Annotated in this window: 25 protein-coding genes and 1 pseudogene; 14 read left to right on the top strand and 12 right to left on the bottom strand. The window is 61.3% G+C overall.

Annotation, left to right across the window (positions count from 1 at the left end):
- The first annotated feature begins 2 nt into the window (after positions 1-2).
- The 5 genes and pseudogenes from cyoC to PSH94_RS13020 all read left to right on the top strand — a co-directional run bounded on the left by cyoC (position 3) and on the right by PSH94_RS13020 (position 2,312).
- The gene (gene cyoC, locus PSH94_RS13040; protein WP_094065695.1) at positions 3-617 is read left to right on the top strand and encodes a cytochrome o ubiquinol oxidase subunit III; all 615 of its coding nucleotides are present in this window, start codon (positions 3-5) and stop codon (positions 615-617) included.
- A gap of 1 nt (position 618) precedes the next feature.
- Entirely contained in the window at positions 619-957 is a 339-nt protein-coding gene (gene cyoD, locus PSH94_RS13035) for a cytochrome o ubiquinol oxidase subunit IV (RefSeq protein ID WP_266249366.1), read from the top strand.
- Positions 958-1,186: 229 nt separating this feature from the next.
- Positions 1,187-1,357 (top strand): annotated as a pseudogene (locus PSH94_RS13030) (general stress protein); the annotation flags it as partial.
- 58 nt (positions 1,358-1,415) lie between these two features.
- Entirely contained in the window at positions 1,416-1,676 is a 261-nt protein-coding gene (locus PSH94_RS13025) for a hypothetical protein (RefSeq protein WP_305434676.1), read from the top strand.
- An 84-nt stretch (positions 1,677-1,760) separates the two neighbouring features.
- Entirely contained in the window at positions 1,761-2,312 is a 552-nt protein-coding gene (locus tag PSH94_RS13020) for an ATP-dependent Clp protease proteolytic subunit (protein WP_253507634.1), read from the top strand.
- A gap of 18 nt (positions 2,313-2,330) precedes the next feature.
- Here PSH94_RS13020 and PSH94_RS13015 read toward each other — a convergent pair whose 3' ends face one another.
- Complete coding sequence (locus tag PSH94_RS13015; protein ID WP_181079454.1) at positions 2,331-2,756, bottom strand: cupin domain-containing protein; 426 nt, start codon at positions 2,754-2,756, stop codon at positions 2,331-2,333.
- Positions 2,757-3,022: 266 nt separating this feature from the next.
- Between PSH94_RS13015 and PSH94_RS13010 the strand changes: the two genes are divergently transcribed.
- Positions 3,023-3,928 (top strand): membrane dipeptidase, encoded by a 906-nt coding sequence (locus PSH94_RS13010; RefSeq protein WP_305434673.1) that lies wholly within the window; start codon positions 3,023-3,025, stop codon positions 3,926-3,928.
- A 154-nt stretch (positions 3,929-4,082) separates the two neighbouring features.
- Positions 4,083-4,952: an oxaloacetate decarboxylase gene (locus PSH94_RS13005; RefSeq protein ID WP_305434672.1), complete on the top strand. Its 870-nt coding sequence runs from the start codon at positions 4,083-4,085 to the stop codon at positions 4,950-4,952.
- 60 nt (positions 4,953-5,012) lie between these two features.
- Here PSH94_RS13005 and PSH94_RS13000 read toward each other — a convergent pair whose 3' ends face one another.
- Positions 5,013-6,368 (bottom strand): PAS domain-containing methyl-accepting chemotaxis protein, encoded by a 1,356-nt coding sequence (locus PSH94_RS13000; RefSeq protein WP_305434671.1) that lies wholly within the window; start codon positions 6,366-6,368, stop codon positions 5,013-5,015.
- 119 nt (positions 6,369-6,487) lie between these two features.
- Complete coding sequence (locus PSH94_RS12995; protein WP_305434669.1) at positions 6,488-7,000, bottom strand: helix-turn-helix domain-containing protein; 513 nt, start codon at positions 6,998-7,000, stop codon at positions 6,488-6,490.
- A 109-nt stretch (positions 7,001-7,109) separates the two neighbouring features.
- Here PSH94_RS12995 and fabF point away from each other — a divergent pair, with 109 nt between their 5' ends.
- The 5 genes from fabF (at position 7,110) to trxA (ending at position 11,739) form a co-directional block, all read left to right on the top strand.
- Entirely contained in the window at positions 7,110-8,378 is a 1,269-nt protein-coding gene (gene fabF, locus PSH94_RS12990; RefSeq protein ID WP_305434667.1) for a beta-ketoacyl-ACP synthase II, read from the top strand.
- Between the two features lie 72 nt (positions 8,379-8,450).
- Positions 8,451-8,831, top strand: a complete 381-nt coding sequence (locus tag PSH94_RS12985; protein WP_034097850.1) for a RidA family protein — start codon at positions 8,451-8,453, stop codon at positions 8,829-8,831.
- A gap of 70 nt (positions 8,832-8,901) precedes the next feature.
- Positions 8,902-10,881, top strand: a complete 1,980-nt coding sequence (locus PSH94_RS12980; protein WP_305434665.1) for a U32 family peptidase — start codon at positions 8,902-8,904, stop codon at positions 10,879-10,881.
- Between the two features lie 277 nt (positions 10,882-11,158).
- A complete protein-coding gene (locus tag PSH94_RS12975) occupies positions 11,159-11,419 on the top strand; it encodes a co-chaperone YbbN (protein WP_305434664.1) in 261 nt (86 codons plus the stop codon).
- On the top strand, positions 11,416-11,739 hold the full coding sequence (gene trxA / locus PSH94_RS12970; RefSeq protein WP_253507616.1) for a thioredoxin: 324 nt from the start codon (positions 11,416-11,418) through the stop codon (positions 11,737-11,739). Before PSH94_RS12975 ends, trxA begins: the two co-directional genes overlap by 4 nt.
- Positions 11,740-11,743: 4 nt before the next feature.
- Here trxA and xylB read toward each other — a convergent pair whose 3' ends face one another.
- From xylB to PSH94_RS12940, 6 genes are all read right to left on the bottom strand, one after another.
- Positions 11,744-13,204, bottom strand: a complete 1,461-nt coding sequence (xylB, locus tag PSH94_RS12965; protein ID WP_253507613.1) for a xylulokinase — start codon at positions 13,202-13,204, stop codon at positions 11,744-11,746.
- 16 nt (positions 13,205-13,220) lie between these two features.
- Positions 13,221-14,213, bottom strand: a complete 993-nt coding sequence (locus PSH94_RS12960) for a LacI family DNA-binding transcriptional regulator (protein WP_305434662.1) — start codon at positions 14,211-14,213, stop codon at positions 13,221-13,223.
- A 21-nt stretch (positions 14,214-14,234) separates the two neighbouring features.
- A complete protein-coding gene (locus PSH94_RS12955; RefSeq protein WP_181079465.1) occupies positions 14,235-15,167 on the bottom strand; it encodes an ABC transporter substrate-binding protein in 933 nt (310 codons plus the stop codon).
- 34 nt (positions 15,168-15,201) lie between these two features.
- Entirely contained in the window at positions 15,202-16,170 is a 969-nt protein-coding gene (locus PSH94_RS12950) for a ribose ABC transporter permease (RefSeq protein ID WP_253511844.1), read from the bottom strand.
- Between the two features lie 13 nt (positions 16,171-16,183).
- On the bottom strand, positions 16,184-17,716 hold the full coding sequence (locus tag PSH94_RS12945) for a sugar ABC transporter ATP-binding protein (protein ID WP_305434660.1): 1,533 nt from the start codon (positions 17,714-17,716) through the stop codon (positions 16,184-16,186).
- A gap of 240 nt (positions 17,717-17,956) precedes the next feature.
- The gene (locus tag PSH94_RS12940) at positions 17,957-18,757 is read right to left on the bottom strand and encodes an alpha/beta fold hydrolase (protein ID WP_253507605.1); all 801 of its coding nucleotides are present in this window, start codon (positions 18,755-18,757) and stop codon (positions 17,957-17,959) included.
- A gap of 142 nt (positions 18,758-18,899) precedes the next feature.
- Between PSH94_RS12940 and PSH94_RS12935 the strand changes: the two genes are divergently transcribed.
- Entirely contained in the window at positions 18,900-19,751 is an 852-nt protein-coding gene (locus tag PSH94_RS12935; protein ID WP_181079468.1) for an AraC family transcriptional regulator, read from the top strand.
- Between the two features lie 85 nt (positions 19,752-19,836).
- A complete protein-coding gene (locus tag PSH94_RS12930) occupies positions 19,837-21,183 on the top strand; it encodes a sodium:proton antiporter (RefSeq protein ID WP_285428234.1) in 1,347 nt (448 codons plus the stop codon).
- Here the strand turns inward: PSH94_RS12930 and PSH94_RS12925 are convergent.
- From PSH94_RS12925 to PSH94_RS12915, 3 genes are all read right to left on the bottom strand, one after another.
- Entirely contained in the window at positions 21,180-21,323 is a 144-nt protein-coding gene (locus tag PSH94_RS12925) for a hypothetical protein (protein WP_181079470.1), read from the bottom strand. The two genes, PSH94_RS12930 and PSH94_RS12925, sit on opposite strands and share 4 nt — an antisense overlap.
- Positions 21,324-21,334: 11 nt before the next feature.
- Positions 21,335-21,547: a hypothetical protein gene (locus PSH94_RS12920; RefSeq protein ID WP_181079471.1), complete on the bottom strand. Its 213-nt coding sequence runs from the start codon at positions 21,545-21,547 to the stop codon at positions 21,335-21,337.
- Positions 21,548-21,629: 82 nt separating this feature from the next.
- Positions 21,630-22,175 carry a hypothetical protein gene (locus PSH94_RS12915; protein ID WP_181079472.1) on the bottom strand — a complete coding sequence of 182 codons (546 nt, stop codon included), beginning with the start codon at positions 22,173-22,175 and terminating at the stop codon, positions 21,630-21,632.
- Positions 22,176-22,411 lie beyond the last annotated feature (236 nt).

Here is a 22,411-nt window from a genome sequence, read left to right as displayed (position 1 = left end):
TCATGTCCAACATCGTGATCGAAAAAGACATTGCTCATAACCATGAGCAAGGGCACGAGGACGCCGGCTCGCTGAGTGTCTTCGGCTTCTGGATCTACCTGATGACCGACTGCATCCTGTTTGCAACGCTGTTCGCGGGCTACGCGGTGCTGCGCGACAGCGTCGCGGGCGGCCCTTCCACGGTGGATATTTTTGAACTGCCCTATGTGCTCGCTGAAACGGCCTTGCTGCTGGTAAGCAGCATCACCTATGGCTACGCCATGCTGGCCATGAACCGCAACGACCCCGCGCACGTGCTGCGATGGCTGGCGGTGACCTTTGTGCTGGGCTGCGGATTCATCGGCATGGAGATCAACGAGTTCCATCACCTGATCGCACAAGGCTATGGGCCGAGTCGCAGCGGGTTCCTGACGGCGTTCTTTACGCTGGTCGGCACTCACGGTGCGCACGTCCTGACCGGTCTGGTCTGGATGGCCGTACTGATGGCCCAGGTCTGGCAGCGCGGGCTGACCAGCACCAACACCACACGCCTGAGTTGCCTGAGCCTGTTCTGGCACTTCCTCGATGTGGTGTGGATCTGCGTATTTACCGTCGTTTATCTGCTGGGAGTGGTGTGACATGTACAAACAAAGTCAGATTCACAGCAGCGCCGGCACCAGCCATGGCAGTAGCCGGTCGTACATGATCGGGTTCATCGTCTCGGTGGTCCTGACCGTCATTCCCTTCGCTCTGGTGATGTACCCGTCACTGCCCCGCCACATAACCGCATGGGCGGTAATCGCCCTGGGCGTGGTACAGGTCTTCGCCCATCTCAAGTATTTCCTGCACCTGGATACAGCTCAGGAACAGCGCTGGAACCTTATTGCGCTGATCTTTTCGGTGATCATCATTGTTCTGCTGGTGGGGCTGTCGCTATGGATCATGAACAGCATTCACCACAACATGCTGGCGCACTGAAGCAGTGGATAACATCTATTAAATAGCCATCATCCGGCCAGGAAAGTTATACGAAGCGGCTTAACAATTCGATATTTGTACAAGTTTTATCGAGCCATTAACCACTCATCGGGACACTTTGAAATTTTTAGAGCATTTGGCGCTTCGAGGTTATCGGAATATATGTCCGTTACAGCAATGGGCAATCAAACCGAAAGTTATTTGATACAGGAGAGCTATCATGACTACAGGTAATAAAAACCAAGGCAACTTCGCCAACGATCGCGAGAAGGCTGCCGAAGCCGGCAAAAAAGGCGGCCAGAACTCGGGCGGTAACTTCGCCAATGATCGTGAGAAAGCGTCCGAAGCCGGCCGCAAAGGCGGTCAGAGCAGCCACGGCGGTGGCCGCCAGTCTTCGTGACACAGCGCTGGGGGGCAGCCTGGCTGCCCCGTTTCATTCTCCCCACCGAGGAACCGTCATGAACGCGGCTACCGATTCGCGGCAAGACGAGCTGCAGTGCCTCAAACCTGCCGAGGCGCAACCGGAAACATTCATCAACCCGCATTTGCATCCGGCGCTGCCCACTGCGGCCCAGCCGAACGTTGAACGACAACAAACCGATCCCGCCAAACGTGAAGAATCGGTGCGCGGTTGTTATGAGCGTCTGCAAACTCCAGCACAGGCTGAAACGAACATAAGAGAATCCAGAATGCTGCCGGTGTGTGAACGCAGTTCTTGAGCATTACTGTTGTTGCGCGCCAACTGAGCGCTGATTGTTTATATTGCCGAGTCTTATCACTAGCAATTAAAAAGGTGGCAAGGTATGACTACGCATGTTATTAACTTCACCGGCCCGATCAACGCCTCCACCTGCGGCCAACTGATTGAAAAAGCCTCTTTAGCCGTGCAGAAAGATGCGAGCTGTCTCTTGGTAAATATCGCCACCATGGGTGGAGAATGCAGTTACGGCTTCACCATGTATAACTTCCTGATATCTCTGCCTATAGCAGTGCATACCCATAACATGGGTACTGTCGAATCCATGGGCAATATCGTCTTCCTGGCCGGGCAACGCCGTACTGCCTGCGTCCATAGCAAGTTTCTCTTTCACCCTTTCCACTGGCACCTGCAAGGTGCGGTCGATCATTCGCGCATGTCGGAATATGCGATGAGTCTGGACTATGACCTGCAGCTGTACGCGAAAATCGTTGCCGAGCGAACCGCCAATGCCAAGGAGCAGATGGAAACGGAAAAATACCTGATTGCCGCGCCTCGCATTCTCAATCCTCAGGAGGCAATAGCCACGGGCCTTATCGAGACCATTGAGTTGCCTCGGATAAAGCCCGACTACGTCACCTGCTGCATTTACTCCTGACAGCCAGGCCGGACCGAATCACTTCTTGAGAATCAACAGCGGCTCGCCCTTCTTGACGACATAGGTTGCCAGCTCCGAGCCGCGTTCCCGACCGACGTTCCTGGCGATATGTGCCACACCGGCAGGAATGAACAGCGAATCGCCCGCCATAAGCGTGACCGGCTGCTGGCCTTCGAGACGGTATTCGAATGTGCCGCTGATCACATAGGCGATTTCCACACCGGGATGCGCATGCCTGGGTGAGGTCACACCCGGTTCGAAATCGACGCGCGCCTGGATCACCTCACGCTGGTCGGCCCCCAGGTCCTGGTGTACCAGGTCTGTGCGGCTCAGCCCTTGCTGCCAGCTCTGCGCCGGGGTTGTAGAGTGCGCATCGGCGGCATGAGCCAAGCCGCTCAGCGAAACGATCAATGCAGCGGCGGTCATCAACAGTGGGTGGCGCATGGTGTTGCCCTCTTGAGCAATGATGGGGTGGTCATTACTGTGGGCGCGGCGGGTATCGGGAATGTGTCACGCAGCGGGTGTTTGTCAGCGCTTTTGTATCCATCGGTGGGCTGGATACATGTTCATACAAAGGCGGTTGTACACTGCCTGCAAACCGACACTGGGGTGACCGCATGAATCTTCCTGCAAGCGCATCAGAATCCCCTGCCCCATCGGCGATCAGATGGGAGGCGCATGCGTGTCTTCCGCTTCTGGCAAACCAGGACATGTCGGCGTTGCTGCGCTATCGACAAGCGGGGTTTCACCATGTCTCGGTAAACGTGGGCATGGACATGACGCCACTGGACACCGTGATGCGGGTAATTGCCGGGTTCAGGAGCTGGGTGTCGCGGCATGGCGACGTATTGGTGCTCGCACACACGCTTGCCGACATCCGCAGCGCCCGCGACCAAGGCAAATTGGCCATTTCGTTCGACCTCGAAGGTTCCAGCATGCTGCTCCAGGACCCTGCGATGGTCGAGTTGTTCGCCGCGCTGGGGGTCCGGCAGATTCTGCTGGCTTACAACCGCGACAATGCCTGCGCCGGAGGCTGCCATGGCGCGGATATCGGGTTGTCCAGGGTGGGACGCGAGGTGGTGGCGGCGATACATAACGCCGGTGTGGTGATGGACTGCTCACATGCCGGCAAGCGTTCCAGCCTGGAGATCATCGAGTGTTCGAGTCGCCCCGTGGTCTTCTCCCACACCAACGTCAAGGCACTCTTCGACCATCCTCGCACCATTGACGACGAACAAATCCTCGCCTGCGCCGGCTCGGGTGGCGTCATCGGCCTGACGGGGCTGGGGCTGTTCCTGGGCGATCCACGGGCCTCGGCGCGCTCTTTCGTGCGCCAGATCGACTACCTGGCGGCGTTGGTGGGGACCGCGCATATCGGCCTGGGCCTGGATACCGAGCTCGTCCGAGGTGCCGTTGACCTGCCAGTGGGCGTCAGCGAGGAGACGTGGTGGCCAGATGCTTTTTACGGCGGGATCAGCGGTCAGGATCAATTACAGCCCGAAGCGCTGCCGGATATCGCGCGTGAGCTTGAGCGCCTTGGCTACAAGAATGCGGAAATCAACGCCATATTTGGCGAGAACTTCGTGCGCGTCGCCGAGGCCACGTGGCTACCGTGAGGCAACGCCACTCCGCTCGTGTCACCGCACTTATGTGCGGCGCGCATACCCCATTCTTAAACGTCATAATCCTCCGTTTTCCTACATGGTAATCTCACACATCTACCAATAGGCATTGATCGTATGTCGACAATGGCCCCAACCAGGAAAGATCATGCCAAAAAAGTCTCACTCAGCCCTGCGCCGTCATTTCCGTGAATTGCTGGCGACGCCCGCGTGCGTTGAAACCGCCTCCGTGTTTGATCCAATGTCGGCAAGGATCGCCGCCGACCTGGGCTATGAGGTCGGCATTCTGGGGGGGTCGGTGGCCTCATTGCAGGTGTTGGCGGCTCCCGATTTTGCCTTGATTACGCTGAGTGAGTTCGTTGAGCAGGCCACCCGCATCGGCCGCGTCGCGCAGTTGCCTTTTATCGCCGATGCCGACCACGGCTACGGCAACGCGCTCAATGTGATGCGTACCGTCGAAGAGCTGGAACGCGCCGGCGTCGCTGCGCTGACCATCGAAGACACGTTGCTGCCGGCGCAATTCGGGCGCAAGTCCACGGACTTGATTTCGATTGAAGAAGGCATCGGTAAAGTCCGCGCTGCGCTGGAAGCGCGGGTTGACCCGGAACTGTCGATCATTGCTCGCACCAATGCCGGCGTATTGCCAACCGATGCGGTGATCGAACGCACCCGCGCCTACCAGAAGGCCGGTGCCGATGGCATCTGCATGGTCGGCGTCAGCGATTTCGAGCACCTGGAAAAGATCGCGGAAAATCTCACCATACCGTTGATGCTGGTGACGTACGGCAACCCTAAGCTCAACGACGCGCAGCGTCTGGCGGACCTCGGCGTACGCGTGATAGTGGCTGGCCATGGGGCTTACTTCGCGGCGATCAAAGCCACGTACGACAGCCTGCGCGCCCAACGCCAGCTGACCCACAGCACCTCCAACCTGAGCGCCACCGAGTTGACCCACACCTACACGCTGCCTGAAAGCTACGTGGCCTGGGCCAAAGAATTCATGGACGTAAAAGAGTAATCATCGCGTGGATCGAGGGGGCAGCCGCCGCCCCCTCCTACAACATCAACCTGTCGCGGGTTATCCGACCCAGCCCACCGCTGTTTTCGGAATGACCTCGGACTCATCCAGCTTCGACGCAAACATACTCACCGCCTGCACCGCATCGCTGGTGCTGGTGCGTATCTGCAGGATCACCGAGCCTGCCTGATCCGCCAGGTTGACGCCACGCTGCGCGCCTTCCTGAGTGGCATTCATGCTGCTCACCGCGTCACGGGTTTCCGACAGGATCATGCCGATCATCTCGGCGATTTCCGCCGTGGAACGGCTGGTGCGGCCGGCCAATTGGCGAACCTCGTCGGCCACGACCGCAAAGCCGCGGCCCTGGTCGCCGGCGCGGGCCGCTTCGATGGCAGCGTTGAGTGCCAGCAGGTTGGTCTGGTCGGCTATGCCGCGGATGGTGTTGACGATGGCGGTAATCTGCTCCGACCGATCGCCCAGTTGCCCCACCAGCCGCGCGGACGCCCCGATGTTTTCAGCAATCCGGCGCATTTCCGTGGCGGTGTCGTGGATAACCTGGGTGCCGTGCTCGGCGAAACGTTCGGTTTCCGATGAGATATGGTAGGCCCGCGAGGCACCACGGGAGTCCTCTTCGAATTTCTCCACCCGTTCGGTGATGTCACTCGCAAATTTGACGATTTTGAGCAGCGTGCCATCAACGTCATACACCGGGTTGTAGCTGGCTTCCAACCACACCGGACGACCATGCTTGCCGATGCGCTTGAATTGCCCGGTGAAGAATTCGCCGTTGTTCAAGCGACGCCAGAAGTCGGCGTACTCGCTACTGTTGACCAGGCTCGGTTCGCAGAACATGCGGTGATGCTTGCCCTTGAGTTCGGTCAGGGAGTAGCCCATGACATTCAGGAAATTGGGGTTGGCATCGAGTACGTGGCCGCCCAGATCGAATTCGATCACCGCCATGGCGCGGTCCAGTGCCGACAGTTTGCTGCGGGTCGCAGCCTCCTGCTCGACTTTGCTGGTGACGTCCAAGGCGTACTTGACCACTTTGACCGGCTGGCCACGCTCGTCCAGCACCGGGTTGTAGCTGGCCTCCAGCCAGACAGTCTTGCCGCTGGCATTCACCCGTTTGAAGGTGCCGGAGACGAACTTGCCGGCGCGCAGGTCCGCCCAGAACTCGCTGTAGGCCGGGCTGCTGGTCAGTGAAGGTAAACAGAAGTCGCGATGGGATTTGCTGGCCAACTGATCGGCGCTGTAGCCCATGGTTTTCAGGAAGTTATCGTTGGCCCGCAGCACCTTGCCGTTCAGGTCGAATTCGACCACCGCCATGGAGCGCTCCAACGCTGCGTTCAGCCCTTTGTATTCGGTGACTTCGGCCTTCCTGGCCGCCAGTTCTGTTTTTAATGCGTTATTGAACATGACGAACCCTCTGCCGTGCGGAGAACCTGCTTGTAAAGTAGCTATCGGCGGCGCAATTCGCGACTTTACGCGGCTTTAATTTTTATTTTCTGGCGTCAAAAAAACGCGAAAAATCGGACTTAACTACCCTCGGCACCCGACGTGTCGGGATGCACCATCGCGCCCATGCGCTGGCGCATACCAGGGCTGGCCGCCGGGCCGGCCTGCAAGGTGCAGGCGTCCCAGGGCACCACCCGGCCGTCGACGGCATCGACCATCATCGGCACCAATGGCCGCGCCGTGTCGCGCTCCACAATCTCCACGCTGGCGCCCTCCTTGGCGTAATGCCAGTTGCCCCAGGCCACCAAGGACAGCAGCACCACGCGAAAATCCTCGCCCTTGGCCGTGGGTACGTATTCATAACGCGGCGGGCGTTCGCTGTAAGGCCGGCGCTCAAGCATGCCCGCCTCCACCAGTGCATTGAGACGACGGGTCAACATGTTCGGCGCGATGCCCAGGCTGCGCGAAAATTCGTCGAAGCGCCGCAGACCGTGCAAGGCGTCGCGCATGATCAAGATGCTCCACCACTCCCCGACCTGGTCGAGGCTACGGGCTATCGGGCATTCATCGCTGGTAAGAGACGTGCGTTGCATGGGTTTTCCTGTAAGAGCGGTGCAAAGTTGCAGGATGCCATGTTACTTTCATGATGATAGTAACGTCCACAGGGTCTGCATTCCCCAACACACCTGGAGTCGATTAAGCATGAATAAACGTATCGTTGTGACCGGCATGGGCGCGCTGACGCCGCTGGCCTGTGGCGTCGAGCCGACCTGGCGGCGCCTGCTGGCCGGACAATCCGGCATCCGTCATCTACCGCAGGCATTGATCGGTGACCTGGCGATCAGTATCGGCGGCCAGGTACAAACCCTGGCGCAGGATCCGCAGGCCGGTTTCGACCCTGATCGCCTGCTGGCGGCCAAGGAACAGCGCAAAATGGACCGTTTCATCCTGTTCGCCCTCGCCGCCGCCGATGAAGCGTTGCAGCAGGCCGGCTGGGCCCCCGCCAACGCCGAACAACAGGAACGCACCGCCACCATCATCGCCTCGGGCGTCGGTGGTTTTCCGGCGATCGCCGACGCGGTACGTACCACAGACAGCAAGGGGCCGCGGCGATTGTCACCGTTCACCATTCCGTCATTCCTGAGCAACATGGCCGCCGGGCACGTCTCAATCAACTATGGCTTGAAAGGCCCACTGGGGGCGCCGGTGACTGCCTGCGCGGCGGGCGTGCAAGCGATTGGCGACGCCGCGCGGATGATCCGCGCCGGTGAAGTCGACGTGGCCGTGTGTGGCGGAGCCGAAGCCGCCATCCATCGCGTCAGCCTGGCCGGGTTCGCGGCGGCGCGGGCCTTGTCCAGCGCTTTCAACGACGACCCGGCGCTCGCCTCGCGGCCCTTCGATCAGGCCCGCGATGGCTTCGTGATGGGCGAAGGCGCGGGCATCCTGGTGATCGAAGAGCTGCAGCACGCTCTGGCGCGAGGTGCGCAACCGATTGCCGAATTGGTCGGTTATGGCACCAGTGCCGACGCCTATCACATGACCGCAGGCCCGGAAGACGGCGACGGCGCGCGCCGTGCCATGACCCAGGCACTGCGGCAGGCCGGCGTCGATGCCTCCCAGGTGCAGTACCTGAACGCCCACGCCACCTCGACGCCGGTGGGCGACAAAGGCGAACTGGCCGCGATCAGGCGTGTGTTCGGCGCCGATAGCAATCTGGCCATCAGCTCGACCAAATCCGCCACCGGTCACTTGCTCGGCGCTGCCGGAGGCATCGAAGCGATTTTCACAGTGCTCGCCCTGCGCGACCAGATCGCTCCGGTCACCCTTAACCTGGACACCCCGGACGAACTGGCCGAGGGCATGCACTTGCTGCGCGGCGAGGCCCGGCCCATGCCGATCGAGTACGCGTTGTCCAATGGCTTCGGCTTTGGCGGCGTGAATGCCAGCGTGCTGTTCCGCCGCTGGCACTAAGCCTGGGTTTGCCCCAGGGGTGGATTTCGAGGACCATGGCGCCTTTGTGTTTTTTGCCAACGAGAGGCGCCCATGGCCAACCACGATCTGTCCTACACCCCCGACCCGGACGCCGAGTCCATTTCTTCCGACGTTGTCGGCTTCAACGGCATCCTGGTATCGACCCAGATCCCGACCCGCGCCGACGGCAGCCTGGAGCTGGGGGATATCACCCTGCAAAGCGAGTGCACCCTGCAAGCGCTGAAAGTCGCTCTGGAAAAGGCCGGCAGTTCCATGGATCGCGTGATGCACCTGACCATTTATCTGACGGACATGGCCGATCGCGCAGCCTTCAACGAAGTGTACAAACGCTTCTTCGCCAAGCCATGGCCCGTGCGCGCGGCGGTTGGCGTGGCCGCGCTGGCGGTGGAAGGCATGCGCGTGGAAGTCACCGCAATGGCAGCCAAGGCGTGAAGTGATGCCGGGCAGGCATTTCACGGCTACAATGCGCGCCTCAACCGTGACAAGCCTGACTAAAAAAACTATGTCCTTGCCCAAGCACCACCTGGAATTGCTCAGCCCTGCCCGCGATGTCGCCATTGCGCGCGAGGCTATCCTGCACGGCGCCGACGCCATTTATATTGGCGGCCCAAGCTTCGGCGCCCGCCATAACGCGTGCAACGACGTCAGCGATATCGCTCAACTGGTCGAGTTCGCCCGTCGTTACCACGCCCGCGTGTTCACCACCATCAACACAATCCTGCATGACAACGAGCTGGAACCGGCGCGCAAGCTGATCCACCAGCTCTACGATGCCGGCGTCGATGCGCTGATCGTGCAGGACCTGGGCGTGATGGAGCTGGATATCCCGCCCATCGAGCTGCACGCCAGCACCCAGACCGATATCCGCACGCTGGCCCGCGCCAAGTTCCTCGACCAGGCCGGATTCTCCCAGTTGGTATTGGCGCGCGAACTGAACCTGCAGGAAATCCGCACCATCGCCGACGAGACCGAGGCCGCCGTCGAGTTCTTTATCCATGGCGCGTTGTGCGTGGCATTTTCCGGGCAGTGCAATATTTCCCATGCGCAGAACGGCCGCAGCGCCAACCGTGGTGATTGCTCCCAGGCCTGCCGTCTGCCGTATACCTTGAAAGACGACCAGGGCCGGGTGGTAGCCTTTGAAAAGCACCTGCTGTCGATGAAAGACAACAACCAGAGCGCCAACCTGCGCGCGCTGGTCGAAGCCGGTGTGCGTTCGTTCAAGATCGAGGGCCGCTACAAAGACATGGGCTATGTGAAGAATATCACCGCCTATTACCGCCAGCGCCTGGACGAGATTCTCGAAGACCGCCCGGACCTGGCTCGCGCCTCCAGCGGTCGCACCGCGCATTTCTTCGTGCCGGACCCGGAAAAAACCTTCCACCGTGGCAGCACCGACTATTTCGTCAGCGACCGCAAGATCGATATCGGCGCCTTCGACACCCCGACCTTCACCGGCCTGCCGGTGGGTGTGGTGGAACAGGCCGGTAAGCGCGACCTGCAAGTGGTCACCCATGAGCCGCTGTCCAACGGCGATGGCCTGAACGTGCTGGTCAAGCGAGAGGTCGTGGGGTTTCGCGCCAACATCGCCGAGCCCAAGGGCGAATTCGAGGAAGACGGCCAGAAGCGCTACCGCTATCGCGTCGAGCCGAATGAAATGCCGGCCGGCCTGCACCAGCTGCGCCCGAACCATCCACTGAACCGCAACCTCGACCATAACTGGCAACAGGCTTTGCTCAAGACCTCGGCCGAGCGCCGTATCGGCCTGTCGTGGGTCGCGCGCCTGCGTGAAGAGCAGTTGGTAGTCACCGCAATCAGCGAAGAAGGCATCAGTGCCAGCGTTACCCTGCCCGGCCCGTTCGGCGTGGCCAACAAGCCGGAACAGGCGCTGGATACCTTGCGCGATCTGCTCGGCCAATTGGGCACCACCGAATATCACGCTACCGCCATCGAGCTGGATGCGCCGCAGGCATTCTTCATCCCCAACTCACAGCTCAAGGCCCTGCGCCGCGAAGTGATCGAAGCGCTGACCGCTGCCCGTGTCGCGGCTCATCCGCGTGGCGGGCGCAAGGCTGAAACCACGCCGCCGCCGGTCTATCCGGAAGCGCACCTGTCGTTCCTGGCCAACGTCTACAACCAGAAAGCCCGCGACTTTTACCATCGTCACGGGGTGAAGTTGATCGATGCGGCCTTTGAGGCCCACGAAGAAACCGGCGAAGTGCCGGTGATGATCACCAAGCACTGCCTGCGTTTCTCGTTCAACCTGTGCCCGAAACAGGCCAAGGGTGTCACGGGCGTGAAGACCAAGGTGGCGCCGATGCAGTTGATCCACGGCGACGAAGTACTGACCCTGAAGTTCGACTGCAAGCCTTGTGAAATGCATGTGGTGGGCAAGATCAAGGGCCACATCCTGGGCTTGCCGCAACCGGGCAGCGTGGTCGAACACTTCAACCCGGACAAACTTATCTATCAGGGCACGCACTGATGCTGTTGCACTTCGTCAACGGCTAATACTGTTTTGTGGTGAGCGGGCTTGCCCCGCGCCGGGCTGCACAAGCAGCCCTGGAACCGGCTGTCCCCATTCGGTCTGACACTGCGCCGCAGTTTGATCGCGGGCCGCCTCGCGGCCCAGTGCTGCGCAAGCCCGCTCATACAGGCACCGCCTTGGGCTATCGCCAATCGATCTAACACCCTGTCATTTTTCACAGGTGCCTTCAGCGCCTCGTTGCGTTAGCGTCGGTGCTGTGGTCGGAGGGTTGCCCATGACGCGCTCACTTATCAAAGAAGTCAGCGATGCCAATTTTGATCGGCAGGTGTTGCACGCCCTAGGCCCGGTGTTGGTGTATTACTGGAACAATAGCTGTGGCCATCTGTCCTACCTCGAACAAATGGCTGAGGATTACCTGGGCCGCTTGACCATTGTGACGCTGAATGTCGACGACCATTGCGTCACACCGGCCCGGTACGGGGTGCACGAGGTGCCCACGCTGATGCTGTTCAAAGACCACAGGAGGCATTTATGAGTCAGATCAAAGCCATCACTGACGATTCGTTCGAGGACGACGTTATCCACAGCACCAAACCTGTACTGGTCGACTTCTGGGCCGAATGGTGCGGCCCGTGCAAAATGCTTGCGGTGTCTATCGAACAGATCGCCGAGGAATACGCAGATCGGTTGCAGGTTGCCACACTCAATGTCGACGAGAATCCAGCCACGCCGCAAACATATGGCATAGATAGCATGCCTACGCTGATGCTGTTCAGTGGCGGTCATGTAGTAGGCACGAAAATCGGCGCTATCACAAAGTCGGGACTGATCAGCTTTCTGGACGGCAAGCTCTGATTGCTCAGGCCCGCAAGCCTTTCGCCGCCTCCAAGAGTCCCTGAAACCGCCGATAACGCTCATCCAGCACCGCCCGCTGCGTCGCATCCGGCAAGTAGCGCGCCTTGATCGGCATACCTGCCGCCAGCAAGGCTGCGCCCTCGCCCACTGCCATGAACCCGAGCTTCGCCGCGCCGATGCAGGCGCTCAGTTCACTGCCGTGCAACGTGTAGATCTCTCGTTGCAGGATGTTGGCCAGCAACTGCGCCCAATACTCGCTGCGCGCGCCGCCGCCTACCAAAGCGCAGGCGCCGACCTGTGCGCCGGCCGATTGCACCGCGTGCAGCGCATCCAGCAGGCCGAAGCCGACGCCTTCCATCACCGCATAACCGAGCATCGCCGGCGTGCAGTCATGGCCCAGGCCCATAAAGCCGCCGCGTAACAGGGGGTCGTTGTGGGGCGTGCGTTCACCGGCCAGGTACGGCAGGAATAACGGCGTGCACAGCGGCACCACCTGGCCCATCGGCAAGTGTGCCTGCACCTGATCCAGCAAGGCCTGCTCGTCGGGCATGCCCAGCAGCCGCGTAACCCAGCGTAGGCAACTGGCGCCGGCGAGCATGGCGCCCATGGTGTACCAGCGATCCGGCAGCGCATGGCAGAAGCTATGCACCGCGCTGGCCGGGTTGCCGGCGGCGTGATCGGTGATCGCGACGATGGCCGCGCTGGTGCCCAGAGTAATGAACCCGTCACCGGCGTGAATGGCACCGATGCCCACCGCCGCCACCGGGTTATCGCCGCCACCGCCGGCAATCACCACGTCGGGCGACAGCCCCAGGTCCATCGCAGTCAACCGTGCACTCGCCGCCCCGCCCTCTACCAGGCGGGGCATCTGCCACGGCGCCAGGCCTGTAGCGCGCAGCATTGGCGTGAACCACTCGCGCCGGGCGACATCCAGCCACAGTGTACCGGCGGCATCGGACATCTCGCTGATGCGTTCGCCGGTCAGGCGCAAGCGCAGGTAGTCCTTGGGCGACAACACACAATCAATGGCCTTGAACACCTCGGGCTCGTGCTCTTGCAGCCACACTAACTTCGGCGCGGTAAGCCCGGCCATCGGCAGGCTGCCGGTGACATCGGCAAACTCGGCGCCCAGGCGTTCTGCCTCGGCCACGGCACGGGAGTCATCCCACAGGATTGCCGGATACAGCACCTGGTCGTCCGCACCCAACAGCACCGCGCCATGCATCTGCCCGGACAGGCCGATACAGGTCACCTGGGCATACGCCGGATGGCCGCGCAGTTGGGTCAGCGCCTGCACGCAGGCCTGCCACCAATCCTGCGGGGCCTGCTCGGACCAGCCGCTCTGCCGGCGCGACACGCTCAAACGCACACCGGCATGGGCCAGTACGTTGCCGTCGAGGTCCATCAGGATGGCCTTGAGTTCAGAAGTGCCCAGATCGATGCCGAGGGAAACCGGACTGTTCATACGTATGTGATTCCAATCAGTGACAGCCACAGGAATTGCGCAGTCGCAGGGTCGGTGCCAGACGCGCGCACTGAGTGGGCGCGGCGGGCGACGCCATGCGTTGCAGCAGCAGGTTGACCGCCTGGGCGCCCAATGCCTGCACGGGCTGGGCGATCAGGGTCAATCGCGGCACAAAAATGTCCGCCCAGTCAAAATCATCAAACCCCACCAACGCCATCTGCGCCGGGACCTCCAGTTGCGCATCACGCAGAGCGTGCATGGCGCCCAGGGTCATCAAGTTATTACCGGCCATGATCGCCGTCGGTGGCGACGCCAGGCCCAACAGTTGCACCGTGGCCTGACGAGCAGGTTCGGTACTGGAACCGCCGTTGACCAACAGCTGCGGATCAAAGGCCAACCCCGCCGCCTGCAACGCGGCCGTGTACCCGGCCACCCGCTCATCCGTGGTACTGAACCCCGCGCGCCCGGCGATAAAGCCGATACGACGGTGACCGTGGCTTATCAGGTGTTCGATCAGGGTTTGCGTGGACCGCGCGTTTTCCACCCCGACCTGGTCGAACTGCGCGCTCATCATCCGATCCACCAGCACCGCCGGAATCTCATTGGCACGCAGGTATTCCAGGGCCAGAGACCCATTCGACGGCGCCAGCACGATACCGTCGACCCGCCGATGATGCAGAGCGGTCACGACCCGCAACTCTTGTTCCGGGTCATCGTGGGTGTCGACAAACAGCATCATGTAGCCGTGCTTGGCGCACTCGGTTTCAATCGCGTGCACGGTTTCGCTGAAGTAGTGATTGGACAGCGCCGAAATCGCCACGCCAATGGTGCTGGTGCTGGAGCGGGCCAGCGAGCGCGCCAGGGTGTTGGGGATATAACCCAGATCCTGGATCGCGCGCTGCACCGCCAGCACCGTCGCCTCGCTGACTTTACGGGTGCCGTTCACCACATGGGACACGGTTGAAGTCGACACCCCGGCGCGGCTTGCCACATCGTCCATGGTGACCATGGCGCGCTTCCTCCGGCGAACTCAGTGTTTGCTCGACCAGCCGCTGTAGGTGCCGACGTTGTCACGGGTGATCAGTTTCGGCGTGAGCAACGTCACCGCGTCGGCCGGGGCGTTGTCATTGAGAATGGCGTTACCTACGTCCACGGCGGTCTGGGCCATGGCCCACGGGTCCTGGCTGGCGGAGGCCTGGATCTGGGTGTCGGTCTTCAACGCGTTCTCGATATCCGGCGCGCCGTCGACGGAGGTGATGATGATGCCGCTGCGCTTGAGCTGCCTGGCCGCCAGGTCGCTGCCGATGGCTTGCGGATCGTTGATCGCAAACAGGCCGTCGATTTTCGGGAAGCGGGTGAGGTAACCCTGCATCACATTCAGGCCGCCTTCGCGCGAACCTTTGCCGTCCTGATCGTCGGACAGCACCTTGATGTCCGGCGCAGCCGCCAGCGCAGTCTTGCAGCCCTTGACGCGGTCGGTCACGGCGGTGACCTGCGGGCCGTTCTGGATAATCACATTGCCTTTGCCCGAGAGCTTGTCCACCAGGTATTGGCAGGCCAGCTTGCCGGCTTCGACGTTGTCGGTCTGCACGGTGGCGTTCACGCCTTTGGCGTCCACATCCACGGCGACTACGACGATACCGGCGTCACGCGCTTTCTTGATGGCCGAGGCCATGGCCGATGGGTCGACGGCGTTGAGCAGGATGAGGTCGACCTTGGACGAAATGAAGTTGTCGATCTGGGAAAACTGTTTGCTCAAGTCGTAGTCGGCGGACACCGAGGTGACCTTGACGTTGGGATTCAACGCCTTGGCCCTCGCGGTGGCACCGTCGGCCAGGGTCACGAAATACGGATTGCCCAGCGAGCCCATGCTGATGCCCACCGCTTTGAGTTCACGGGCCTGTACGGCCTGGGACATCAGGGCAGCCAGGGCGATGACGGGAACGATACGTTTAAAGTTCATGCGCTTCTCTCTTGTGATTGTTGTAGAAGGTCATTCAGGTCCGTGCGCCGGACTGGCGATAACGGTCCAGCGCCACCGCGCCAATGATCACGATGCCTTTGATGATGTATTGCCAGATATCCGACACCCCCAGCAGCACCAGGCCGTTGGTGAGCACGGCGATGATCAGCGCGCCGATCAGCGTGCCACCGATGGTGCCGACGCCGCCGGTAAAGCTGGTGCCGCCGAGGATCACCGCGGCAATCGCGTCCAGCTCGTAGGACTGCCCGAGTTGCAGGCCATTGGCGGCAAACAGGCGTGAAGCGCTCATCACCGCGCCCAGCCCGGCCAACGCGCCGGACATGGCATAGACGAACAGCAACACCTTCCACACCTTGATCCCCGACAGCCGCGCCGCTTCCGGGTTACCGCCCACCGAATAGATCTGCACGCCCATCACCGTGCGCCGCAGGATGAACCACGACAGGGCCACCACGGCTACCGCAATCACCACCAGCCACGGCACGCCGAGGATCGAGTCGTTGCCGATAAACGCAAACGGCAGGTCAGGATTGAACACGGTCTTGTCATCCGCCAATAGCCGCGCCAGGCCGCGCATGGCAGTGAGCGCACCGAGGGTGACGATAAACGGCGGCAGGCGCATGAAGGCGATCAGGCCGCCGTTGACCAGACCGAGCAACAGGCCGAAGCCGATACCGGCGGCGATCCCGAACATACCGAACTGCGGCGACATCGATGCCTGCAGCGCCACCACCGCCGACGCCGCCAGGATCGCGCCCACCGACAGGTCGATACCGGCGGTGAGAATCACAAAGGTCATGCCCGCCGCCAGCACCACGTTTACCGAGGCCTGCTGCGTGATGATCGACAGGTTCTGCATCGTCAGGAAGTTTTCACTGGCCAGGGCGAAGCCCACCAGCAGCAGGACCAGCACGGGCAACATGCCAACCGTGCGCATCAGCTCGCGGGCCCGTTCGGCCCTGCCCGGCGTGGGGAGTGTCATTGTGTTGTTTGAGTCAGCCATGGGCAGCCACCTGATCGCCACCGGTGGCGAGGTCGATAATACGTTCCTGGGAAATAGCGTGGCCGGAAGCCCCGCCGACTTCGGCCACCAATTGGCCTTCGCGCATGATCAGCACGCGGTCGCAGGTGCCGATGATTTCCGGCAGCTCGCTGGAAATCACCACAATGCCCACTCCGGCCAGTGCCAACTGATTGATGATGCGGTAGATCTCGGACTTCGAACCGATATCCACGCCGCGCGTGGGTTCGTCGAGGATCAGCACATGAGGCTTGACCTCCAGCAGGCGCGCCAGCAATACCTTCTGCTGATTGCCTCCGGACAACGCGCCGACATTGACCTTGCCCGACGCCACGCGGATCGACAGCGACTTGATCGCGTCATTCGAGCGTTGCGCGGCGTGCGCCCGGTCAAGAACGCCCCCGGCACGGGCATCCGGTACACACGCGCAGACGTTGATGTTGTCGGCCACACTCATGTCCAGGAACAGGCCCTGGGCCTTGCGGTCTTCGGTGAGGTACACCACGCCGGCGCGGATCGCATCGGCCGGGGTGCGCAGTGCTGTGACGGTCTTGCCCACCACTTCCAGGGTGCCACTGGTGCGCGGGTCGGCGGCGAAGATCAGCCGCGCCAGCTCAGTGCGCCCTGCCCCCACCAGCCCGGCGATGCCCAGCACTTCACCGGCGTGCAGGTCGAAACTGCACCTTCGCACGCGTTTGCCGTCGGCCATGTCGCGCACGCGCATGACCACGGCGCCGGGGTCGTACGCGGCTTGGTCCTTTTTGTAGAAGCCCGACAGGTCGCGCCCCACCATCATTTTCACCAGCACCTCGGCCGACAGCCCCTCGCGAGTCAATTCGCCGATGTACTGGCCGTCGCGCAGCACCGATACGCGGTCCGACAGCTCGTAGATCTCGGCCATGCGGTGGCTGATGTAGATAATCGCCAGGCCCTGGCCGCGCAAGTGTTTGATCAGCGCGAACAGGCGATCAGTCTCGCGGGACGACAGCGGCGTGGTGGGTTCGTCCATCACCAGGATCTTGGCGTGGGCATGCAAGGCGCGGGCGATTTCCACCAGTTGGCGCTCGGCGATCGACAGGCTGCTGACCCGTGTGGCCGGAGTGAACTCGGCGCCCAAGCGTTGCAGCACCTCGACGCAGCCGTCCTGCATGCCTTTGCGATCGATGGTCCAGCCACGCCGCAGTTCGCGGCCCAGGTAAATATTCTCGGCCACGCTCAGGTTCGGGCACAGGCTCAGTTCCTGGTAGATCACGGCGATGCCGAGGGCTTTGGCGGTAGCGGGTGTAAAGGTCGCGACGGGCTGGCCGCCAATGCGGATTTCTCCGCCGGGGTCGGCCTGGTAAGCGCCGGAGAGGATTTTCATCAGGGTGGATTTGCCGGCGCCGTTTTCCCCCATCAACGCGTGGATTTCGCCGGGGTAAACCTTCAGGCCGACATTCTTGAGCACGCGCAGACCATTGAAGGTCTTGCTGATGCCCTGCATCTCAAGCAAGGGTTCAAGGCTCATGGCTGAGCTCCTGGTTTTATTATTTTTGTCGTTCAGCCCTTTTGAATCGGAGCCGATTGCCACCGACTCTAATCAGATACATTTGCTTACGCAAGCGCTTGCGTCGTCCATTTATCGCTGGGTGAAACGTTTCTTCACCGCAACAATCACTTAGATCTCGAATTTATTCAACGCCGAGCGCGGTGAGCGTGGCCAGGTAACTCGCTCGCTGGCCACTTGCAGATTGCTCACCTTGCGCGGTTACTGAGCGTTCGCTTTCGCCGCATCGTTGATGATCGCCACCACTCGCGCCGGGTTGGAGACCATCACCACGTGGGAGGCGCCCTTGATCTCGACGGTTTCCTTCGAGCCCGCGCGGTTGGCCATGAAAGTGAGCGCAGCCTCGGGAATGTTTTTGTCCGCCGAGCCGTAGATGAAATAGGACGGCACGGTCTTCCAGGCCGGGTCACCCGACGGTTCTTTCAGCGCAGCCTCGGTGATCGGACGTTGCCCGGCCGCCATCAGCTGAGCTTCGCGTGGCGACACATCGGCGGCGAACTGGCTGTTGAATTTGTCTTGCTGAATATACAGGTCGGTCACGCCGTCCTTGGATACCACCGGCTTGTCCAGGGTCGGGCCGAGGGTGCCGCCTGGGTAACGGCCGGACAGTTCAAAGGCTGTCTCGCCCTTCTCCGGGGCGAAGGCGGCGACGTATACCAGGGCCTTGACCTTGTTGCTGCCGTGCACGGCATTGGAGATTACCGAACCGCCATAGGAGTGCCCCACCAGGATGACCGGCCCTTGAGTATGTTCAACGATATCGGCGACATAGTCCGAATCGGTCTTCACACTGCGTAGTGGGTTGGCCACGGCGATGACCGGATAGCCTTCGGCCTTGAGCCCGGCGATCACGCCATTCCAGCTGGAGGCGTCGGCGAAAGCGCCGTGCACCAGAACCACGGTGGCTTTCTGCGGGGCGGCGAAGCCTGCAGTGGCTACACCCAATGTCAGTGCGCCAGAGAACAGGGCGGCGGCAACGCGGGAGAACGTGAAGAGTTTCATGGCTATTTGCTCCTTTAGGGATGGCGCTCAAGGCGTTGAACGTGAGGCCATGATGCCCGAAGGCATTTTACAAACGGAGGCTAACAGTCGACGATATCGTGCAGATCGTCTAAAGGCATTCTTCCACTTCGTCAGGTGACCCATGGATCGTTTATCCACCTTGCTCGTTCACTTCGGCATCGGCGCCGATACCTTTCATAGCGGGCCACTGCTTGATGCCTTGGAAGGCACGCAGGCACACCAACGCGGACGGGTTTACCTGCTCAAGGAAGGCCGGGCCTGCCTGGAAATGCCCGCCGGTGTACAGCGCGTGGACGAGCCAAGCCTGATCCTGATACCACGGGCCCTGCCCCATCGGCTGGTGGCTACCAAAGCGGACCGCGCCGAGGTGGTGGCCGCTTCGCTGCGTTTCGATGGTGGGCTGGACAACCCGTTGTCGGTTGCGCTGACCGATTCGATCAGCATGCCCCTCAAGGACATCCCGATGATTGCCGGCACACTCGACTGGCTGTTCAGCGAAGCCTTCGCCGAACACTGCGGACGCGAGGCCGTGATGAACCGCCTGTTCGAGCTGATGGTGATCCAGTTCCTGCGCCACATGATGGCCTATCACAGCATGACCACCGGAATGATGTCGGGGCTGGCCGACCTGCGCCTGGCACGGGCGATGACGCTGCTGCACAACCACCCGGAACGTGCATGGACCGTGCAGGAAATGGCGGTGCAATCGAATATGTCACGCGCCAGTTTCGCCGCGCATTTTCATAAAGTGGTGGGCCAGACGCCTGCCGATTATGTGCTGAGCTGGCGTGTGAGCCTGGCCCAGAAGCGCCTGCGCGAGGGGCGCCCCATTGCGCTGATCGCCGATGAAGTCGGCTATGAAAGCCCCTCGGCGTTGGCCCGTGCGTTCCGGCGCAAGATCGGCACCAGCCCGCGCGAATGGCAACAGCAGCACCTGCAGGGTCCGGAGCAGCCCGCCGTAACGCCCGGATAACGTATCGGGGCCTGGGCCAACCAGTTTGAACCAGTACCGAGCCAGGGTCCTCCAACCTGGATAGACCACGGCCCGGTACACGCTGATGACGTTTATTTTATGGATGGCCGTATTGGGCGCAGTGTTACTGACCCTTGCCCTCACCTCTTCCTACCTGCGCTGGATGCCGGTCACGACTTCGGCGGTATGCCTGTTGCTGGGGATCGCCATCGGCCCATTGGGCATCGACCTGCTGGACCTGGATATCAAAGGCTCTGCGCGCTGGATGGAGCACCTGACCGAAGTCGCGGTGCTGTTCTCTCTGTTCGTCAGCGGCCTGAAGCTGCGCCTGCCGCTCAAACATCGCACCTGGCGCGTCGCCTTTGGCATGGCGGGTCCGGTGATGCTGCTAACTATCCTCGGCGTGTGCCTGGGGCTGCATTATCTGTTCGATCTGTCCTGGGGCGTGTCCCTGCTGGTGGGCGCCATTCTTGCGCCGACCGATCCGGTATTGGCGGGGCTGGTCCAGGTGAACGATGCACAGGACTATGACGCGCTGCGCTTTGGCCTGTCCGGCGAGGCGGGTTTGAACGATGGCACGGCGTTTCCGTTTGTGATCTTCGCGCTGATGTTCATGCAGCACGGCGGGTTCGAAGGCGACTGGCTCGGCGGCTGGCTGATGAAGAATTTGCTGTGGGCCGTGCCGAGCGGGTTGCTGATCGGCTATTGGATGGGCCGGGGCATCGGCCGCGTGACCCTGTGGCTGCGTATCACCCATTCAGACAGCACACTTTCACCCAACGACTACCTGACGCTGGCGCTGATTGCCTTGGCGTACGTGGCGGCCGAGGCCGTCGGTGGCTACGGTTTCCTGTCGGTATTCGCGGCGGGGCTGGGCCTGCGCCAGGCTGAATTCAGGTCCACGGGCAATTCATCGACGCCCTCGGAGCACCTGGCTCTGCCGGTGGTGGGCCATCTGGAAGTAGAGCCTGAGCGGGCCCTGCAGGGCGACGTCACGGAGCTTGAGGAAACGCAGATCGCCGCAGGCGTGATGATGGGCGACATGCTGTCCTTCGGAAGCCTGGTGGAACGTTCGATGGAAGTCTTTCTGGTGACCCTGCTCGGGATCGTGCTGATCAGTCACTGGGATTGGCGCGCACTGCCGGTGGCGGCGCTGCTGTTTTGTGTGGTGCGGCCACTGAGCGTACTGGCGATGCCGTGGGGCCGGCTGATCGATGTGCGCCAGCGAGGCCTGATGGGCTGGTTCGGGATCCGCGGGATCGGCAGTATTTACTACCTGTTCTATGCGCTCAACCATGGGTTGGTGGGTACGAGCAGCGCGGTGGCGGTAAACCTGACAGTCTCGGTCATTGCATTGAGCATCGTGGTTCATGGGCTGAGTACCCAGCCCATGCTGGCCTGGTATGAACGAAAAAACCCTGCGCGGGCTTAAGGCGCAGGGTCCGTCAGTTCGGTGTTGCCGACGTCGGCGGCATCGTCCAGATCGTTCAAAGGCACCTCGGCGTCGTCCATCAGTGAGCCGGGATCTTCATTGCCTGGATCGTTGAGTTCTTCTTCCAGTTCTTTTGACATGACTGTCTCCTTTAGCCGCCCTGAGTATCGATATCGGCGTCGGTGTCGGGCTTGTGCTCAGGTTCCGGCTTGAAGTCGGGGCTGAAGTCGTTGTCCCTGGCCTTCGGATCGGTGGGAGCATCGGTGTCTTTGGGCGCGTCGGCACCCGTGGCCGGGGCGGGTTCGCCACCGTCGATGGCGGGATCGTTACGGCCGCTGACTTGGGGATCGTTGCTGTCACTCATGGCTCACCTCTTCGCAGTTATCAGGAAAATCACGTGCTGCGTAAAGCTAAGGTTCCGTGAGCGGCGTTGAAGTTCAAATTGCTTACGAGCCAGGGTTATCCACTTGGATGTAGAACGCATAGGCCCCCAGCAGAATCCAGAACACCATGAAAATCCAAGGTGTCCGCACGGAAAACAGCAGGGATTTGCGATAGCCCTTATGGGAAGACTCGCGCTCGGAAAACAGCGGCGACTCGTCATAGGCCAGGCCCATTACCGGCTCGCTGTGCAGCAATTGGCTCTGCTTGAAGTGCCAGTGATCGATGATGTCGTACGCGGCGCGAATGCCTGGCCAGGCATTGAGCGAGCTGAGGATGCCCAGCAGTGCCAGGAACAGCGGCACGATCAGGGTGAACAGCTTGCCCCACTCGGGGTTGAGATTGCCCATGCCGGACACGAAGGCGATGACCAGGAACGATTGGGCGGTGAGGTAGGCGTCGGTACGGTTGGCCAGGATGGACGTTTCGTACTGGATCTCGCGACGGTAGAAGTCCAGGCGGTCCTTGGGCGAGCCGAAGATCTTGGCGTTGTGTTCGCTGTGGTCGGTCAACGCCGTTTCCGGGGTATCGGGGGAGATAATTCTGGGCACGGGGGTGGTCCACGGGGTGTATAGGCCTAGTTAGACGAAAGGGGTGGGTAGGGAGTTCAAGTTTGTTGTGCACTGGAGTGGTGCGCGTTTTTTTCGGGTGAGTCGGCTTGCACCGAGTTGGGGTGTGGGTGGGTGGATGGGGGGCTTCGACGCTATCAAGCTCGCTCACTACGGGGCGGGCGGCAGGCGGACAGAGGGGTTTCGGCACAGGCATTGCTTTATGGATTCATCTGTTT

It is taken from the genome of Pseudomonas sp. FP2254, from assembly GCF_030687695.1.
In the GTDB taxonomy this organism is placed as follows: domain Bacteria; phylum Pseudomonadota; class Gammaproteobacteria; order Pseudomonadales; family Pseudomonadaceae; genus Aquipseudomonas; species Aquipseudomonas quebecensis.
This window is presented reverse-complemented; position numbering and strand designations above follow the sequence as displayed.

Excerpts from the sequence above, each read along its gene's own strand:
- PSH94_RS13020 (WP_253507634.1), top strand. The coding sequence starts at position 1,761 with ATGACTACGCATGTTATTAACTTCACCGGCCCGATCAACGCCTCCACC.
- PSH94_RS12925 (WP_181079470.1), bottom strand. The coding sequence starts at position 21,323 with ATGTCAAAAGAACTGGAAGAAGAACTCAACGATCCAGGCAATGAAGAT.
- fabF (WP_305434667.1), top strand. The coding sequence starts at position 7,110 with ATGAATAAACGTATCGTTGTGACCGGCATGGGCGCGCTGACGCCGCTG.
- PSH94_RS13005 (WP_305434672.1), top strand. The coding sequence starts at position 4,083 with ATGCCAAAAAAGTCTCACTCAGCCCTGCGCCGTCATTTCCGTGAATTG.
- PSH94_RS12930 (WP_285428234.1), top strand. The coding sequence starts at position 19,837 with ATGACGTTTATTTTATGGATGGCCGTATTGGGCGCAGTGTTACTGACC.
- PSH94_RS12975 (WP_305434664.1), top strand. The coding sequence starts at position 11,159 with ATGACGCGCTCACTTATCAAAGAAGTCAGCGATGCCAATTTTGATCGG.
- PSH94_RS12920 (WP_181079471.1), bottom strand. The coding sequence starts at position 21,547 with ATGAGTGACAGCAACGATCCCCAAGTCAGCGGCCGTAACGATCCCGCC.
- PSH94_RS12935 (WP_181079468.1), top strand. The coding sequence starts at position 18,900 with ATGGATCGTTTATCCACCTTGCTCGTTCACTTCGGCATCGGCGCCGAT.
- cyoC (WP_094065695.1), top strand. The coding sequence starts at position 3 with ATGTCCAACATCGTGATCGAAAAAGACATTGCTCATAACCATGAGCAA.
- PSH94_RS12960 (WP_305434662.1), bottom strand. The coding sequence starts at position 14,213 with ATGGTCACCATGGACGATGTGGCAAGCCGCGCCGGGGTGTCGACTTCA.
- PSH94_RS12950 (WP_253511844.1), bottom strand. The coding sequence starts at position 16,170 with ATGACACTCCCCACGCCGGGCAGGGCCGAACGGGCCCGCGAGCTGATG.
- PSH94_RS13010 (WP_305434673.1), top strand. The coding sequence starts at position 3,023 with ATGTCGGCGTTGCTGCGCTATCGACAAGCGGGGTTTCACCATGTCTCG.
- PSH94_RS12955 (WP_181079465.1), bottom strand. The coding sequence starts at position 15,167 with ATGAACTTTAAACGTATCGTTCCCGTCATCGCCCTGGCTGCCCTGATG.
- PSH94_RS12940 (WP_253507605.1), bottom strand. The coding sequence starts at position 18,757 with ATGAAACTCTTCACGTTCTCCCGCGTTGCCGCCGCCCTGTTCTCTGGC.
- PSH94_RS12945 (WP_305434660.1), bottom strand. The coding sequence starts at position 17,716 with ATGAGCCTTGAACCCTTGCTTGAGATGCAGGGCATCAGCAAGACCTTC.
- cyoD (WP_266249366.1), top strand. The coding sequence starts at position 619 with ATGTACAAACAAAGTCAGATTCACAGCAGCGCCGGCACCAGCCATGGC.
- PSH94_RS12980 (WP_305434665.1), top strand. The coding sequence starts at position 8,902 with ATGTCCTTGCCCAAGCACCACCTGGAATTGCTCAGCCCTGCCCGCGAT.
- xylB (WP_253507613.1), bottom strand. The coding sequence starts at position 13,204 with ATGAACAGTCCGGTTTCCCTCGGCATCGATCTGGGCACTTCTGAACTC.
- PSH94_RS13000 (WP_305434671.1), bottom strand. The coding sequence starts at position 6,368 with ATGTTCAATAACGCATTAAAAACAGAACTGGCGGCCAGGAAGGCCGAA.
- PSH94_RS13015 (WP_181079454.1), bottom strand. The coding sequence starts at position 2,756 with ATGCGCCACCCACTGTTGATGACCGCCGCTGCATTGATCGTTTCGCTG.
- PSH94_RS12985 (WP_034097850.1), top strand. The coding sequence starts at position 8,451 with ATGGCCAACCACGATCTGTCCTACACCCCCGACCCGGACGCCGAGTCC.
- trxA (WP_253507616.1), top strand. The coding sequence starts at position 11,416 with ATGAGTCAGATCAAAGCCATCACTGACGATTCGTTCGAGGACGACGTT.
- PSH94_RS12995 (WP_305434669.1), bottom strand. The coding sequence starts at position 7,000 with ATGCAACGCACGTCTCTTACCAGCGATGAATGCCCGATAGCCCGTAGC.
- PSH94_RS13025 (WP_305434676.1), top strand. The coding sequence starts at position 1,416 with ATGAACGCGGCTACCGATTCGCGGCAAGACGAGCTGCAGTGCCTCAAA.